The following is a 15,585-nucleotide window of genomic DNA, read 5'->3' on the forward strand; positions in this document are numbered from 1 at the left end:
ACTATAAGCCTGTGGGGAGCGCACCATGTACAGACCGTTGATGCTGATGTTCGGATTGATGTTGGGCGGTGAGGCCTGGGGGGCCGCCGCCGCCAATGAGCCCATATTGCCGGTACAACCGGCGAAGATCACCGATGCCGACAAGGTCGAACTGGGCAAGCAATTGTTCTTCGACCCACGCTTGTCCAAGTCCGGCTTCATTTCCTGCAACTCGTGCCACAACCTGAGCATGGGCGGCAGCGACAATCTGCCCACCTCCATCGGGCATAACTGGCACCAGGGGCCGATCAACTCACCGACGGTGCTCAACTCGAGCATGAGCGTCGCGCAGTTCTGGGACGGACGCGCGGCGACCCTGCAGGAGCAGGCCGGCGGCCCGATCGCCAACCCCGGTGAGATGGGCTTTACCCATGACCTGGCGGTGGACGTGCTGCGCTCGATCCCGCAGTACCAGGCCGCGTTCAAGAAAGTGTATGGCGATGACGGCATCAAGTTCGACGATGTGACCAACGCCATCGCGGCCTTCGAAGAAACCCTGGTCACCCCCAACGCCCCATTCGACCGCTGGCTGCTGGGCGACAAAAAAGCCATCAGCGCCACGGCTGCCCAGGGCTACCAGCTGTTCAAGAACATCGGCTGCGTGGCCTGCCACAACGGCGAGGCGGTCGGTGGCAGCACCTTCCAGAAAATGGGCATGGTCGAAGCCTACGCCACCAAGAACCCGGCCCAGGGCGTGGCCGGCCTGACCGGCAAGGATCAGGACCGGATGATGTTCAAGGTGCCCACCTTGCGTAACGTCGCCCTGACCTACCCCTACTTCCACGACGGTGCCTATTGGAACCTGAGCGAAGCGGTGGACGTCATGGCCCGCCTGCAATTGGGCCGCAAGTTGAGCACCGATGAGGTCAGCCAGATTGTCGCGTTCCTCGACACCCTGACCGGCGACCAGCCGGACTTCAAGCTGCCGATCCTGCCGCCGTCCTCGGCCAAGACCCCGCGTCCTACGCCGTTCAACTAAGCCAATGCCGGGCCCTGCCGTCACAAATCCGTCATTGCGATGACACAATGGCGACATGGCCCGCGCCGACACTGGCTGCATGACGACAGCCTTCCTGAACATCACCCTGATTACCGAAACCTTCCCACCGGAAATCAACGGCGTGGCCAACACCCTTGGCCGCCTGTGTGATGGCCTGCGCGCGCGTGGGCATCAGGTGGAATTGGTGCGCCCGCGCCAGGGTGGCGACTTGAGTCGCCTCAGCGACGACGGCCTGCTGCTGTGTCGCGGCTGGCCTTTGCCGGGCTATCCCGGCCTGCAATGGGGCCAGTCCTCGATGCACAAGCTGCTGCGGCGCTGGAAACGCCAGCGCCCGGACGTGCTGTACATTGCCACCGAGGGCCCGCTGGGCTTGTCCGCCTTGCGTGCGGCACGGCGCCTGGGGATCAGCGTGGTCAGCGGTTTCCATACCAACTTCCAGCAGTATTCCAGCCAATACGGCCTGGGCATGCTCAGCCGCTTCCTGACCCACTACCTGCGCTGGTTCCACAACCGCTCCACCCTGACCCTGGTGCCCAGCGTCAGCCAGCGCCTGGAGCTGGAGCGCCGCCACTTCGAGCGCCTGGACCTACTGTCACGCGGCGTCGACAGCCAATTGTTCCACCCGGCCAGGCGTGACAATGGCTTGCGTGAGCAATGGGGCCTGGGTAATGAAGATATTGCCGTCCTGCATGTCGGACGCCTGGCACCGGAAAAAAACCTCGGTTTGCTCAAACGTTGCTTCGAGGCGTTGCAGTCGACTTATCCACAGCGTCGCTTGAAGCTGATCGTGGTCGGCGACGGGCCGCAGCGCGAAGCCCTGGCGAAGACCCTCCCGGCAGCAGCGTTCTGCGGCACGCAACGCGGTGAGGAACTGGCCCGGCACTATGCGTCCGGGGATTTGTTTCTATTCCCCAGCCTCACCGAGACCTTTGGCAACGTGGTCCTGGAAGCCATGGCATCGGGCCTGGGTGTGGTGGCCTACGACCAGGCGGCCGCCACCCAGCATATCCGCCACGGCTACAGCGGTGCAGTGGCGATGCCGGGGGATGAGGATGCGTTTTGCGATGCCGCCAGTTGGTTGCTGGAAGAGCCGGAGAGTTTACGCCGCGTGCGCCTGAATGCGCGCCAGCATGCCAGTCGCCAGGGCTGGCCGGCGATTATTGAGCGGTTTGAACATCAACTGCGCGGGGCGTGTGGCGAGGACTTGCTGGAGACGGGCAGCTCGAAGCTGACCTGACGGGCCCTATCGCGGGCAAGCCCGCTCCCACAGGTTGCTTGCATTCCAATGTGGGAGCGGGCTTGCCCGCGATAGGGCCCGTCAATTCCCCCTTAAACCAGGGTAGTCAACGCCTCACGGCTGAACGGCAAGATATCGCCCTCACGCCCTTCACGCACTTTCAGCGCCCAATCCGGATCGACCAGCAGCGCACGCCCCACGGCCACCAGGTCGAACTCGTCGTTATTCAAGCGCTCCAGCAGTTTTTCCAGGCTTGCCGGCTGTGCGATTTTGTCGGTGTTGACCATGAACTGCAGGAACTCGCCATCCAGGCCGACACTGCCCACAGTGATGGTCGGCTTGCCGGTGAGCTTACGGGTCCAACCCGCCAGGTTCAGCTCGGAACCCTCAAACTCAGGCTCCCAGAAACGCCGCGTGGAGCAGTGGAAAATATCCACGCCCGCGTCAGACAACGGCTTGAGAAACTCACCCAACGCCTCAGGGGTTTGCACCAGGCGCGCGGTGTAATCCTGCTGCTTCCATTGGGAGAAACGGAAAATGATCGGAAATCCAGGACCTGTGGCGGCCCGCACGGCCTGGATCAACTCAATGGCAAAACGCGAACGGTTGGCCAGGCTGCCACCGTATTCGTCCGTACGCTGGTTGCTGCCTTCCCAGAAGAACTGATCGACCAGGTAACCGTGCGCGCCGTGGATTTCCACGCCGTCCATGCCGATGGCCTGGGCATCCTTGGCGGCCTGGGCGAAGGCGGCAATCACCTCCTTGATATCCTCGACCGTCATGCCACGAACCAGCACGTTGCCGTCCTTGAGTTTCTCCATCGGGCCATAGGCCGGGACGCTGGCATCCGGCTCGGTGCCGATGCGCCGCACGCTACCGACATGCCACAACTGCGGGACGATCTTGCCGCCTTCGGCATGCACCGCATCGACCACTTTCTTCCAGCCGGCCAATGCCGCTTCACCGTAGAAATGCGGCACGTTCGGATAACCGTTGGAAGCCTGGTGGCCCACCACTGTGCCCTCCGTGATGATCAAGCCTACGCCGGCCGCCGCGCGACGGCGGTAGTACTCGATCACTTTGGAATTGGGTACGCCACCCGGGGAAAACGAACGGGTCATCGGCGCCATGACCACACGGGACGGCAATTGCAGCGCACCGAGCTGGAAAGGTTTGAACAAGGCTTGGACAGGCATGGGAGCACTCCGCACGAGAGGGATTTTATGATGCGGATAATATGGAGCACGGGCAGTGCTGGATAGCACTATTGATTGCGGTGATTAAGGGGTAAAAGCCGTGAGCCACATAAAACACCGTAGGAGCCGGCTTGCCGGCGATGGCCGTTACTGCGGGTCGCCGGCAAGCCGGCGCCTACAGCAGGTCAGGCCAGGGCTTTTTCGATGGCCTGGACCACGCTCGGATCATCAGGCGCGGTACGCGGAGAAAACCGCGCCAATACTCGCCCATCCTTGCCCAGCAAAAATTTCTCGAAGTTCCAGGTGATATCCCCCGGAAACTCTGCCCCCTCACCCGCCAGCAGGCGGTACAACTGATGGCGATCAGGGCCGTTCACCGAAAGCTTGCTGCCCAGGGGAAAGCTCACGCCATAGTTGAGGCTGCAGAACTCCTGGATCTCTTCTTCGGTCCCAGGCTCCTGGCCTGCGAACTGATTGCACGGCAGGCCCAGCACGGTGAAACCCTGGCCCTTGTATTGCTGGTAGAGGTTTTCCAGCGCGGCATATTGTGGAGTCAGCCCACATTTGGAGGCGACATTGACCACCAGCACGACTTGCCCCTTGTAGGGCGCCAGAGGCAGCTCCTGACCATCCAGGGCTTTGAGTTTAAGGTCGTGGAAAGCACTCATGAAGAACTCCAGGTTTCCCATATTCTGTGTAACGGCCATTCGAGATTACAGCCGCCAAGTCGGCAAGAATAGCCGCCAATCAAAAAAGGCGCCCGAAGGCGCCTCTCTTTTCAACTGACTGGACGTGGCCCGTCAATCAATGGTGGTGACCACCTTCGCCGTGTACGTGGCCGTGAGCCACTTCTTCCTGGGAAGCGTCGCGGATGGCAACGATCTTGACCTGGAAGTTCAGGCGCTGGCCTGCCAGCGGGTGGTTGCCGTCGACGGTCACGTCATCGCCGTCCAGGTCGCGGATGGTCACGATCTGCATCTGGCCGTCCGGAGCGGAGGCGTGGAACTGCATGCCCACTTCCAGTTCGTCGACGCCTTCGAACATGCTGCGGCTCAGGGTGCTGACCAGTTCGGCCGAGTACTCGCCGTAGGCATCTTCAGGTTCTACGGCAACGGTCAGTTCATCACCAACCTCTTTGCCTTCCAGGGCCTTTTCCAGGCCAGGGATGATGTTACCTGCGCCTTGCAGGTAGACCAGCGGCGCGCCGCCGGCGGAGCTGTCGATGACCTCACCAGCGTCGTTGGTCAGGGTATAGTCAATGGAGACAGCCTTGTTGGCGGCGATCGGCATGGGGCGAGACCTTTTGCATAAGAATGAAGAACGGACAAGTCTAAACAAGGATTTGCCCGAAAGCGAACACAACCCGGACAGACGGAGTCGATCCGGTGACCCGACGGTCGTCGGATTTCACCAGGATGCAGATGGCCACTGGGTCGTCGCGCTGTCCTGCGGCCATACGCAGCACCTGCGCCACCAGCCGCCCTGGCAATCCCGGGGCTGGGTGATGGATCCGGCGCAACGCCTGGCAAAAATAGGCCAGCCCTTTGCCTGTGGCTGGTGTGCGCAGCGCCCGGATAACGATACCCTTGGCAGCTGATTCCCGGTCGGCGCGCAGCCATAGCGCACCACCGAAGCCATGCACCTTCAGAGAATTCGCATGCAGACTTTTTTTATCGCGCCCACCGATTTTGGTGTGGGTCTGACCTCCATCAGCCTTGGGCTGGTGCGTACCCTTGAACGGGCCGGGCTGAAAGTCGGCTTTTTCAAGCCCATTGCCCAGCCCCATCCCGGCGACACGGGGCCTGAGCGCTCCACCGAGCTGGTGGCCCGTACCCATGGCCTCAAACCACCGCAGCCATTGGGCCTGGCCCATGTCGAGCGGATGCTCGGCGATGGCCAGCTCGATGAGTTGCTCGAAGAAATCATCACCCTTTATCAACAGGCGGCCGTGGGCAAGGACGTGCTGATTGTCGAGGGCATGGTGCCGACCCGCAGCGCCAGCTATGCGGCACGGGTCAACCTGCACCTGGCAAAAAGCCTGGATGCCGAAGTCATCCTCGTCTCGGCCCCGGAAAACGAGGTGCTGACCGAACTGTCCGGCCGTGTGGAATTGCAGGCGCAGCTGTTCGGCGGCCCGAAAGACCCGAAAGTACTGGGGGTGATCCTCAACAAGGTGCAGACCGACGAGAGCATGGAGGCCTTCGCCGCCCGCCTCAAGGAGCATTCGCCGTTGCTGCGCAGTGGCGATTTCCGCCTGCTCGGCTGCATCCCGTTCCAGCCCGAGCTCAACGCCCCGCGCACACGCGATGTGGCCGACCTGATGGGCGCGCAAGTGCTCAACGCCGGCGACTATGAAACCCGGCGCATGAACAAAATCATCATCTGCGCGCGCACCATGCGCAACACCGTGGAGCTGCTCAAGCCCGGCGTGCTGGTGGTGACGCCGGGGGATCGCGACGACATCATCCTCGCCGTCAGCCTGGCCGCGATCAATGGCGTGCCCCTGGCCGGCCTGCTGCTGACCAGCGACACCCTGCCCGACCCACGGATCATGGACCTGTGCCGTGGTGCATTCCAGGCCGGGTTGCCGGTGCTGTCGGTGAGTACCGGCTCCTATGACACTGCCAACCAGCTCAACAGCCTGAACAAGGAAATCCCGATTGATGACCGCGAACGTGCGGAGATCATTACCGATTTCGTCGCCAGCCACCTGGATGCGCGCTGGCTGCACCAGCGTTGCGGTACGCCACGGGAGATGCGCCTGTCGCCGGCGGTGTTCCGCTACCAGTTGATCCAGCGCGCCCAGGCCGCCAACAAGCGCATTGTGTTGCCCGAAGGCAGCGAGCCGCTGACCGTGCAAGCCGCCGCCATCTGCCAGGCCCGCGGCATTGCCCGTTGCGTGCTGCTAGCCAAGCCGGCCGATGTCCAAGCCGTAGCCCGCGCCCATGGCATCGAGCTGCCTGAAGGCCTGGAAATTCTGGACCCGGACCTGATCCGCGAGCGCTATGTCGAGCCCATGGTGGCGCTGCGCAAGAGCAAAAGCCTCAACGCACCGATGGCCGAGCAGCAACTGGAAGACACCGTGGTGATCGCCACCATGATGCTGGCGCTGGATGAAGTAGACGGCCTGGTCTCCGGGGTCATCCACTCCACCGCCAATACCATCCGCCCGGCCTTGCAGCTGATTAAAACGGCGCCGGGCTGCACCCTGGTGTCATCGGTGTTTTTCATGCTGTTCCCTGAACAAGTGCTGGTCTACGGCGACTGCGTGATGAACCCACACCCAAGCGCTGCGGAACTGGCGGAAATCGCCCTGCAAAGCGCCGACTCGGCCGCCGCCTTCGGCATCACCCCACGCGTGGCGATGATCAGCTATTCCAGCGGTGACTCGGCCAGTGGCGAGGAAGTGGAGAAAGTCCGCGAAGCCACCCTGCTGGCCCACGAGCAACAGAGCTCGCTGCTGATCGACGGCCCGTTGCAGTACGACGCCGCCGCCAACGAAAACGTCGCCCGGCAACTGGCGCCCAACAGCCTGGTGGCGGGCAAGGCCACGGTCTTTGTATTCCCCGACCTCAACACCGGCAACACCACCCACAAGGCGGTGCAACGCAGTGCCGATTGCGTCAGCCTCGGCCCCATGCTGCAAGGCCTGCGCAAACCCGTGAACGACCTGCCCCGTGGGGCCCAGGTGGACGATATCGTCTACACCATCGCCCTGACCGCGATTCAAGCCGCCAACCGACCTATGGATGCCTAAATGCTGGAATTCCTGCCTGCCCCCCTGCGTGGGGTAATCGCCTCGCTGTTGCTGGCGTTGAACACAATTCTGCTGTGTTCATTCCTGTTTATCGTCGCGCTGTTCAAGGCACTGCCCTTCGCCAAGCGCTTCAGCGAATGGCTGATGAACCAGACCCACGAGGCCTGGATCAGCAATAACAACACCTGGATGAACCTGGTGCGCCGCACACGCTGGCACCTCAAGGGCCTGGAAGGCCTGGACTACCAGCACTCGTACCTGGTGACCAGCAACCACCAGAGCTGGGTCGATATCATGGTGCTGCAGTACGTGCTCAATCGGCGGATCCGCCCGCTGAAGTTTTTCCTCAAGCAGGAACTGATCTGGGTGCCGGTGATTGGCCTGGCCTGGTGGGCGCTGGGTTTCCCCTTCATGAAGCGCTACACCAAGGCCTACCTGGAAAAACACCCGGAGAAGAAAGGCAAGGACCTGGAAACCACCCGCAAGACCTGTGCGAAGTTTCGCGACAACCCGGTGGGTATTTTCAACTTTGCCGAAGGCACGCGCTTCACCCCAGGCAAACATGCGCAGCAGCAGTCGCCGTTTCGTTACCTGCTCAAGCCCAAGGCTGGTGGCATTGCGTTTGTGCTGGATGCCATGGGGGAGCAGTTGAAGTCATTGGTCAACGTGACTATCCACTATCCGGGCGGCCGCCCGGGTTTCTGGGACTTGCTGTGCGGCAATGTGCAGGAGGTGGTGGTGCAGTTTGAAGAGGTGCAGATCCCGGCCGAGTTCATTGGCAAGAATTATGAGCAGGATGGGGAATATCGGCTGGCGTTCCAGGGCTGGATCAACCAGTTATGGGAAGACAAGGATGCTCTGCTGAGCCGACTTCACATCGAGTACCCAGGCAATAGGTGATCACCATGTGGGAGCTGGCTTGCCTGCGATAGCGGTCTGTCAGAGGTAAGTGCATTGCCTGGCCTCCTGCAATCGCAGGCAAGCCAGCTCCCACATTGACGGTGTTGACCTTTAGAGTGTGAAAAAAGCCCGCCACCGAGTGCTCGGTGGCGGGCTTTTTTGTGGCGGCGAGGTTTAGATCGCGCCGCGCTGGCGCAACAGCTCCAGCACTTGCTTGACGCTGTCGTCCAGCGACAGTGCCTGGGTATCTATCACCAGGTCAGCATTCAACGGCACGTCGTACGGGAACGACTCGCCAGGGATATTATCCCCACCGGCGGCGTACAAGCCTTGCGGGTCACGCTCGGCACACACCAGCGGCGAGGCCTGCACGTACACGGTCAGCAAACGGTCACTGCCGATCAACGCCTTGGCCTGTTCCCGGCCTTCGGCATCCGGTGCGACGAAGGCCGCCAGGGTCAGCAAGCCGGCTTCGTTGAACTGACGCGCCACGTGGGCCGCACGCCGCCAGTTCTCGGTACGCCCGGCACGATCCTGGGGCAGGCCTTTGTTCAGGTCATGGCGCAGGTTCTGCCCATCCAGCACAAACACCGCACGGCCCATATCGAACAGTTTGCGCTCGACCGCATAGGCCAGGGTGCTCTTGCCAGCGCCCGACAAGCCGCTGAACAACACGGTGGCCGGCTGCTGGCCGAAGCGCTGGGCGCGTTCTTCGGTGGCCACATGGGCCAACTTGCCGTGCTGCGCGGCGCTGCCATGGCTGACCGGCGGGGCGATGATCATGCCCGCAGCCACGGTGCCGTTGGTCAAACGGTCGATCACGATAAAGGCGCCGGTGGTGCGGTTGCTGGCGTAACCGTCCAGGGCAATGGCCGCATCGAGGCTGACCTTGACCCGGCCGATCTCGTTCAACTGCAAGGCACTGGCCGGGCCTTCCTCGAGGGTGTTCACATCCACACGATGCACGATGCTGGTGATCGAACCCGGCACATAGCTGGTGGCGCGCTTGATGTCGTATTTCTTGCCCGGCAGCATCGGCTCCTCGGCCATCCACACCAGCATGGCGTCGAAGGCATCGGTGACTTGCGGCACGTTGTCGGCATGCACCAGCAGGTCGCCACGGGAGATGTCGATCTCGTCTTCCATGGTCAGGGTCACGGCCTGGCCTGGGCCTGCGTGCTCCAGTTCACCTTCGAAGGTGACGATGGATTTGACGCGGCTGCTCTTGCACGACGGCAGCACTACGACTTCGTCGCCCTTGTGCACGATGCCGCTGGCCAGGGTGCCGGCAAAACCACGGAAGTTCAGGTTCGGACGGTTGACGTACTGCACCGGAAAACGCAGGTCGGTGTAGTTGCGGTCGTTGGCGATCTCGACGGTTTCGAGAATCTCCATCAGCGACTGGCCGGTGTACCACGGCGAACGCTCGCTTTTGTTCACCACGTTGTCGCCCTTGAGCGCCGACATCGGCACAAAGGCCATGGTGCTCGGCTTGAACGCAATGCCATCGGCGAACTTCAGGTAATCGGCCTTGATCGACTCGAAAATGCTCTCGTCGAAACCGTTGAGGTCCATCTTGTTGATCGCGATGACGATGTGCTTGATGCCCAACAGCGAGGCGATAAAGCTGTGGCGACGGGTCTGGGTCTGCACGCCGTAGCGCGCGTCCACCAGGATGATCGCCAGGTCACAGGTGGACGCACCGGTGGCCATGTTGCGGGTGTACTGCTCATGGCCGGGGGTGTCGGCGATGATGAATTTGCGCTTGGCGGTGGAGAAATAGCGGTAGGCCACATCAATGGTGATGCCCTGCTCACGCTCGGCCTGCAGGCCGTCGACCAGCAATGCCAGGTCGATATCGTCACCGGTGGTGCCGACTTTCTTCGAATCGCGGGTGATGGCTTCCAGATGGTCTTCGTAGATCATCTTCGAGTCGTGCAGCAGGCGCCCGATCAGGGTGCTCTTGCCGTCGTCGACGTTGCCACAGGTCAGAAAGCGCAGCATTTCCTTGCGTTCGTGCTGGCCCAGGTAGGCGAGGATGTCCTCGCTGATCAAATCAGATACATGCGACATGACAACCCCTTAGAAATAACCCTGACGTTTTTTGTCTTCCATCGAGCCTGCACCATCGTGATCGATGACACGGCCCTGGCGCTCGGAAGTTCGCGTCAGGAGCATTTCCTGGATGATGTCCGTCAGCGTCTCGGCTTCGGACTCCACCGCGCCCGTCAACGGGTAGCAGCCAAGGGTACGGAAACGTACTTTCTTCTTGACGATACGGGCTTTGTCTTCGTCGGACAGGTGCTCGAGGATGCGCTCGTCGTCGATCATGATCAGCGTGCCGTTCTTCTCGATCACTTCGCGTTCGGCGGCGAAGTACAGCGGCACGATCGGGATACCTTCCAGATAGATGTACTGCCAGATATCCAGCTCGGTCCAGTTGGACAGCGGGAACACGCGGATCGACTCGCCCTTGTTGACGTTGCCGTTGTAGACGTTCCACAGCTCCGGACGCTGGTTTTTCGGGTCCCAGCGGTGCTTGCTGTCGCGGAACGAGTACACGCGCTCTTTGGCGCGGGATTTCTCTTCATCGCGACGGGCGCCGCCGAACGCTGCGTCGAAACCATACTTGTCCAAGGCTTGTTTCAGGCCTTCGGTCTTCATGATGTCGGTGTGCTTGGCGCTGCCGTGGGTAAACGGGTTGATGCCCTGCGCCACGCCGTCCGGGTTGACGTGGGTGATCAGCTCCAGGCCCAGTTCCTCGACCATGCGGTCGCGGAATTTGTACATTTCCTGGAATTTCCACTGAGTGTCCACATGCATCACCGGAAACGGCAGCTTGCCCGGGAAGAATGCCTTGCGCGCCAGATGCAGCATCACGGCGGAGTCTTTGCCGATGGAGTAGAGCATCACCGGGTTGTCGAACTCGGCGGCAACCTCACGGATGATGTGGATGCTCTCCGCCTCCAGCTGTTTCAGATGCGTCAGTTTATCGACCATGGCTACTCACGGAAAAACGATTCTTTTTGGACGGCCTGCGGGCCGTGTTCGAGCGGGGCATGCTAGCACAGCACCTTCTTCTATTCAGGGAGCCAGCTAGATCGAAACGGTATATGGATATACCGCCTCGTTTGGCCGTACATCGCCCCGTAGGAGCCGGCTTGCCGGCGATGGTGTCCTTGAAATCAATGCATGACTCAAGGGCCTCATCGCCGGCAAGCCGGCTCCTACAGTGGATGCAATGGGGGCTTAGATCGGGTTGGGGCAATCGATAAACAGGTGTTCCAGGGCAAAGCGCCGGGCCAGGTAGTCGCCCAGGGCCTGCACGCCATAACGCTCGGTGGCGTGATGACCGGCGGCGATAAAGCTGATGTCGTTTTCCCGGGCGCTGTGGAAGGTCTGCTCCGAGGCTTCGCCGCTGAGGTACAAATCCACCCCGGCCAGCACGGCCTGGTCGATGTAGCCCTGGCCGCCGCCGGTGCACCAGCCCACGCGGCGGATCATCGCGCTGCCTTCGATCAGCAACGGCTCGCGGCCCATGGCTTCCTGCACGCGCCGAGCGAAATCCCGCGCCGACAGCGGCTCGGCCAGGGAGCCCACCAGCCCCACGACCTTGAGGTTGTCCGGGTCCAGCGGGCCTTCGACGGTAATGTCCAACTGGCGGGCCAATTGCACGTTGTTGCCCACTTCCGGGTGCAGGTCCAGCGGCAGGTGGTAGGCCAAGAGGCTGATGTCGTGCTTGAGCAGGGTCTTGAGGCGGCGCTGCTTCATGCCGGTGATGCACGGGCTTTCGCCTTTCCAGAAATAGCCGTGATGCACCAGCACCAGGTCGGCCTTGGCCTCCACCGCCGCGTCGAGCAGCGCTTGGCTGGCGGTCACGCCACTGACAATGCGCAACACCTGCGGCCGGCCTTCTACCTGCAGGCCATTGGGGCAGTAATCGGCAATTTTCGCACTGTTCAAGTAGCGATCCGCTTCTTCAACCAAGGTGCTCAGGGCGACGGCCATAAAAGACTCCTAAATATCCCGTTCAGAGGCGCTCGCGGCCTCGTATAATGCGCGACATTATGGGCGCTCCCGCGCCCCCTGCAACCTGTCAGGACTTACTTGATGCTCAAGGCACTGCGTTATTTTGGATGGCCATTGTTGGCCGGCGTGCTGATCGCGATGCTGATCATTCAGCGTTATCCGCAATGGGTCGGCCTGCCAAGCCTGGACGTCAACCTGCAACAGGCGCCGCAAACCAGCGCGGTGCAACAGGGCCCGGTGACCTACGCCGATGCGGTGGTGGTGGCCGCGCCTGCGGTGGTCAACCTGTACACCACCAAAGTCATCAATAAACCGGCGCACCCACTGTTCGAAGACCCACAGTTCCGGCGCTTTTTCGGCGACAACTCGCCCAAGCAGCGCCGCATGGAGTCGAGCCTCGGTTCCGGGGTGATCATGAGCCCGCAAGGCTACATCCTGACCAACAACCATGTGAGCACCGGCGCCGACCAGATTGTCGTGGCCCTGCGTGATGGCCGCGAAACCCTGGCGCGGGTGGTGGGCAGCGACCCGGAAACCGACCTTGCCGTCCTGAAGATCGACCTGAAGAACCTGCCATCCATCACCATCGGCCGCTCCGAGGGCCTGCGCGTGGGTGACGTGGCGCTGGCGATCGGCAACCCGTTCGGCGTCGGCCAGACGGTGACCATGGGCATCATCAGCGCCACCGGGCGCAATCAGCTGGGCCTCAACAGCTACGAAGACTTCATCCAGACCGACGCGGCGATCAACCCGGGCAACTCCGGCGGCGCGCTGGTGGATGCCAGTGGCAACCTGACCGGCATCAACACCGCGATCTTCTCCAAATCCGGTGGCTCCCAAGGCATCGGCTTCGCGATCCCGGTCAAGCTGGCGATGGAAGTGATGAAGTCGATCATCGAGCACGGCCAGGTGATTCGCGGCTGGCTGGGGATTGAAGTGCAGCCGCTGACCAAGGAGCTGTCGGAGTCCTTTGGCCTGACCGGGCGCCCAGGCATCGTGATTGCCGGCATCCTGCGCGGCGGCCCGGCGGAAAAGGCCGGGATGCAGGTGGGCGATGTGATCCTCAGTATCGACGGCGAACCGGCGGGCGACGGCCGGCGTTCGATGAACCAGGTGGCGCGAATCAAACCGACGGAAAAGGTCGCGATCCAGGTGATGCGCAACGGCAAGGAAATCAAGCTGCTGGCCGAAGTGGGCCTGCGCCCGCCGCCGGCACCGGCAACGGTGAAAGAGCAGGAATAAACGGCGACCCTTAAAGAGATACACTCTCAATAGTCATGTTATATTATTTCAATATTGATATTGGAATGTTAGACCATGACGTCTCGAAAGTTTGCGCCCCTGGCCGGTCTCGCCTTGGGATTACTGGTAGACCCGGTATTTGCAGAAGACACCCACCCCCTTGAACTGGGCACCACCAGCATCACCGGCGAGGCCTATGAGTCCGCCACCGGCCCGGTCAAGGGCTACCGCGCAACCCGTTCGGCCAGCGCGACCAAGACCGACACGGCCCTGCGCGATATCCCACAATCGATCAGTGTGATTCCCGCCACGGTGCTCAAGGACCTGGGCAGCAACAACGTCGAGCGCGCCCTGGAATTTGCCGGCGGCGTGTCCAAGCAGAACAACTTTGGTGGCCTGACCCTTTACGAATACAGCATTCGTGGCTTCACCACCTCGCAGTTCTATCAGGACGGTTTCAGCGCCAACCGCGGCTACCCCAGCACACCGGACGTGGCCAATATCGAACGCATCGAAGTGCTCAAGGGCCCCGCCGCCAGCCTGTATGGCCGTGGTGATCCCGGCGGCACGGTGAACATCGTCACCAAGAAGCCCCAAGCCGAAGCCTTCACCACCGTGCAGACCAGCGCCGGCAGCTGGGACCGCTACCGTACCGCCATCGACATGAACACCCCGCTGGACAGCGAAGGCAATGTGCTGTCGCGGGTCAACCTGGCAGTGGAGGACAACCACAGCTTCCGCGACCATGTGCAGAGCAAGCGAGTGTTTGTCGCGCCCTCGTTCAGTTGGCAACTGGACCCGGACACCAGCCTGCTGGTGGAAAGTGAGTTCGTGCGCCACAGCTCGACCTTCGACCGCGGCCTCGTCGCCCCCAACAACCGCTGGAGCGGCATGTCCCGCTCGACCTTCCTCGGCGAGCCCAACGACGGCGATATCGACAACCACAACAACCGCCTGCAAGCCACCCTCGAACATCACTTGAACGATGCCTGGAAGCTGCGCCTGGCCAGCCACTACAAAGAGGGCAGCCTGTGGGGCGAAGCGTCGGAAAACCGCGCGCTGAATGCCGACGGCCATACTATCAACCGCCGCTACCGCCAACGCTCCATGGGTTGGCACGACAGCATCACCCAACTGGAGTTGCGCGGCCTGTTCGAGGTGGGCAGTTGGCAGCATGAACTGCTGATCGGCACCGAGTACGAGGACTACCGCAAGAAAGAACGGGTGACCGCCATCGCCGGCCGTTACCCGATTGATATCTACCGTCCGGTCTATGGCCAGCCCAAGCCCAATGGCGAGCGCACCGGCAGTGATTTTTTCACCCAGGTGAAAAGCCAGGCGCTGAACCTGCAAGACCAGATCGTCTTTACCGACCGCCTGCGCGGTGTGGTTGGCGTGCGCCTGGAGCATGTCGAGCAAAGCTCGAAGGACTTCACCCGGAACGGTGCCAAGAGCCAGAAAACCCACGATGTCATGACCCAACGGGCGGGCTTGCTGTATCAACTGACCCCGCAAGTGGGCCTGTTTGCCAACGCCTCCACCTCGTTCAAACCGCAAAGTGAGCTGGACGCAGCCGGCAATTTCCTCAAGCCCGAGGAAGGCATCGGCTATGAAGTGGGGATCAAGAGCGAGCTGTTCGACGACCGCCTGAGCACTACCCTGGCCGCCTTCCATATCGAAAAGGAAAACACCCTGGCCACGGACCCGGCCACCGACACCAAGCGCGCCATCGGCAAGGCCCGCAGCCAGGGCTTCGACCTGCAACTGACTGGGCAACTGACGGATGCCGTACGGGTGATTGGCGCGTTTGCCTACATCGATGCCGAAGTGACCAAGGGCGACAAAGAGATCCCCGCCGGCAGCCGCATTCTCGGCGTGGCCAAGCGCAGTGGCAGCCTGTTGGGCGTGTACGAGTTCCAGGATGGCGCCCTGCGTGGCTCGGACCTGGGCGCGGCGTTTACCTACGTCGGCGACCGTTCGGGCGAGGCCGGTAAAAGCTTCGAGTTGCCGGCCTACCACACCGTCGACCTGCTGGCCCATTACAAGGCCAGCGATAACGTCACCGTGGGCCTGAACCTCAACAACCTGTTCGACGAAAAGTATTACGAGCGCTCCTACAGCAACTACTGGGTCAACCCCGGAGAGCCGCGCAACTTCACCGTCAGCCTGACCCTCAACCTGTAAA

Annotated in this window: 13 protein-coding genes; 7 read left to right on the forward strand and 6 right to left on the reverse strand. The window is 61.8% G+C overall.

What is annotated here, in order from left to right:
* Window positions 1-25 precede the first annotated feature (25 nt).
* Entirely contained in the window at window positions 26-1,018 is a 993-nt protein-coding gene (locus HBO05_RS16700) for a cytochrome-c peroxidase (protein ID WP_172313454.1), read from the forward strand.
* A 79-nt stretch (window positions 1,019-1,097) separates the two neighbouring features.
* Window positions 1,098-2,276 carry a glycosyltransferase family 1 protein gene (locus HBO05_RS16705; protein WP_172313456.1) on the forward strand — a complete coding sequence of 393 codons (1,179 nt, stop codon included), beginning with the start codon at window positions 1,098-1,100 and terminating at the stop codon, window positions 2,274-2,276.
* Between the two features lie 92 nt (window positions 2,277-2,368).
* Here HBO05_RS16705 and HBO05_RS16710 read toward each other — a convergent pair whose 3' ends face one another.
* From HBO05_RS16710 to HBO05_RS16720, 3 genes are all read right to left on the reverse strand, one after another.
* Entirely contained in the window at window positions 2,369-3,472 is a 1,104-nt protein-coding gene (locus HBO05_RS16710; protein WP_172313458.1) for an NADH:flavin oxidoreductase, read from the reverse strand.
* A 185-nt stretch (window positions 3,473-3,657) separates the two neighbouring features.
* Window positions 3,658-4,140 (reverse strand): glutathione peroxidase, encoded by a 483-nt coding sequence (locus tag HBO05_RS16715; RefSeq protein ID WP_169954884.1) that lies wholly within the window; start codon window positions 4,138-4,140, stop codon window positions 3,658-3,660.
* Between the two features lie 136 nt (window positions 4,141-4,276).
* Window positions 4,277-4,762, reverse strand: a complete 486-nt coding sequence (locus tag HBO05_RS16720; RefSeq protein ID WP_017476012.1) for a peptidylprolyl isomerase — start codon at window positions 4,760-4,762, stop codon at window positions 4,277-4,279.
* On the opposite strand from HBO05_RS16720, the gene HBO05_RS16725 reads away from it, so the two are divergent.
* From HBO05_RS16725 to HBO05_RS16735, 3 genes are read left to right on the forward strand one after another with little or no spacing between them, the layout of a single operon-like run.
* Window positions 4,731-5,069 (forward strand): DUF3565 domain-containing protein, encoded by a 339-nt coding sequence (locus HBO05_RS16725; RefSeq protein ID WP_172313460.1) that lies wholly within the window; start codon window positions 4,731-4,733, stop codon window positions 5,067-5,069. The two genes, HBO05_RS16720 and HBO05_RS16725, sit on opposite strands and share 32 nt — an antisense overlap.
* 60 nt (window positions 5,070-5,129) lie before the next feature.
* Complete coding sequence (gene pta / locus HBO05_RS16730) at window positions 5,130-7,229, forward strand: phosphate acetyltransferase (RefSeq protein WP_169954882.1); 2,100 nt, start codon at window positions 5,130-5,132, stop codon at window positions 7,227-7,229.
* Window positions 7,230-8,129: an acyltransferase gene (locus HBO05_RS16735; protein ID WP_172313462.1), complete on the forward strand. Its 900-nt coding sequence runs from the start codon at window positions 7,230-7,232 to the stop codon at window positions 8,127-8,129.
* A 174-nt stretch (window positions 8,130-8,303) separates the two neighbouring features.
* Here the strand turns inward: HBO05_RS16735 and cysN are convergent, their stop codons facing one another.
* The 3 genes from cysN to HBO05_RS16750 form a co-directional block, all read right to left on the reverse strand.
* The gene (gene cysN, locus HBO05_RS16740; protein WP_172313464.1) at window positions 8,304-10,202 is read right to left on the reverse strand and encodes a sulfate adenylyltransferase subunit CysN; all 1,899 of its coding nucleotides are present in this window, start codon (window positions 10,200-10,202) and stop codon (window positions 8,304-8,306) included.
* Between the two features lie 9 nt (window positions 10,203-10,211).
* Window positions 10,212-11,129, reverse strand: coding sequence for a sulfate adenylyltransferase subunit CysD (gene cysD, locus HBO05_RS16745; RefSeq protein WP_029295601.1), 918 nt, complete (start codon window positions 11,127-11,129; stop codon window positions 10,212-10,214).
* Window positions 11,130-11,378: 249 nt separating this feature from the next.
* The gene (locus HBO05_RS16750) at window positions 11,379-12,137 is read right to left on the reverse strand and encodes a Nif3-like dinuclear metal center hexameric protein (RefSeq protein ID WP_169954879.1); all 759 of its coding nucleotides are present in this window, start codon (window positions 12,135-12,137) and stop codon (window positions 11,379-11,381) included.
* Between the two features lie 102 nt (window positions 12,138-12,239).
* On the opposite strand from HBO05_RS16750, the gene algW reads away from it, so the two are divergent.
* Both algW and HBO05_RS16760 read left to right on the forward strand, forming a co-directional pair.
* Window positions 12,240-13,400, forward strand: coding sequence for a Do family serine endopeptidase AlgW (gene algW, locus HBO05_RS16755; protein WP_169954878.1), 1,161 nt, complete (start codon window positions 12,240-12,242; stop codon window positions 13,398-13,400).
* 75 nt (window positions 13,401-13,475) lie between these two features.
* Window positions 13,476-15,584 carry a TonB-dependent siderophore receptor gene (locus HBO05_RS16760; RefSeq protein ID WP_172313466.1) on the forward strand — a complete coding sequence of 703 codons (2,109 nt, stop codon included), beginning with the start codon at window positions 13,476-13,478 and terminating at the stop codon, window positions 15,582-15,584.
* The last annotated feature ends 1 nt before the right edge of the window (window position 15,585 follow it).

The sequence above is a fragment of the Pseudomonas sp. WS 5079 genome (genome assembly GCF_012985465.1).
GTDB lineage: Bacteria > Pseudomonadota > Gammaproteobacteria > Pseudomonadales > Pseudomonadaceae > Aquipseudomonas.

Excerpts from the sequence above, each read along its gene's own strand:
- HBO05_RS16705 (WP_172313456.1), top strand. The coding sequence starts at position 1,098 with ATGACGACAGCCTTCCTGAACATCACCCTGATTACCGAAACCTTCCCA.
- HBO05_RS16710 (WP_172313458.1), bottom strand. The coding sequence starts at position 3,472 with ATGCCTGTCCAAGCCTTGTTCAAACCTTTCCAGCTCGGTGCGCTGCAA.
- HBO05_RS16750 (WP_169954879.1), bottom strand. The coding sequence starts at position 12,137 with ATGGCCGTCGCCCTGAGCACCTTGGTTGAAGAAGCGGATCGCTACTTG.
- cysD (WP_029295601.1), bottom strand. The coding sequence starts at position 11,129 with ATGGTCGATAAACTGACGCATCTGAAACAGCTGGAGGCGGAGAGCATC.
- HBO05_RS16735 (WP_172313462.1), top strand. The coding sequence starts at position 7,230 with ATGCTGGAATTCCTGCCTGCCCCCCTGCGTGGGGTAATCGCCTCGCTG.
- pta (WP_169954882.1), top strand. The coding sequence starts at position 5,130 with ATGCAGACTTTTTTTATCGCGCCCACCGATTTTGGTGTGGGTCTGACC.
- HBO05_RS16720 (WP_017476012.1), bottom strand. The coding sequence starts at position 4,762 with ATGCCGATCGCCGCCAACAAGGCTGTCTCCATTGACTATACCCTGACC.
- cysN (WP_172313464.1), bottom strand. The coding sequence starts at position 10,202 with ATGTCGCATGTATCTGATTTGATCAGCGAGGACATCCTCGCCTACCTG.
- HBO05_RS16725 (WP_172313460.1), top strand. The coding sequence starts at position 4,731 with ATGGAGACAGCCTTGTTGGCGGCGATCGGCATGGGGCGAGACCTTTTG.
- algW (WP_169954878.1), top strand. The coding sequence starts at position 12,240 with ATGCTCAAGGCACTGCGTTATTTTGGATGGCCATTGTTGGCCGGCGTG.
- HBO05_RS16715 (WP_169954884.1), bottom strand. The coding sequence starts at position 4,140 with ATGAGTGCTTTCCACGACCTTAAACTCAAAGCCCTGGATGGTCAGGAG.
- HBO05_RS16700 (WP_172313454.1), top strand. The coding sequence starts at position 26 with ATGTACAGACCGTTGATGCTGATGTTCGGATTGATGTTGGGCGGTGAG.
- HBO05_RS16760 (WP_172313466.1), top strand. The coding sequence starts at position 13,476 with ATGACGTCTCGAAAGTTTGCGCCCCTGGCCGGTCTCGCCTTGGGATTA.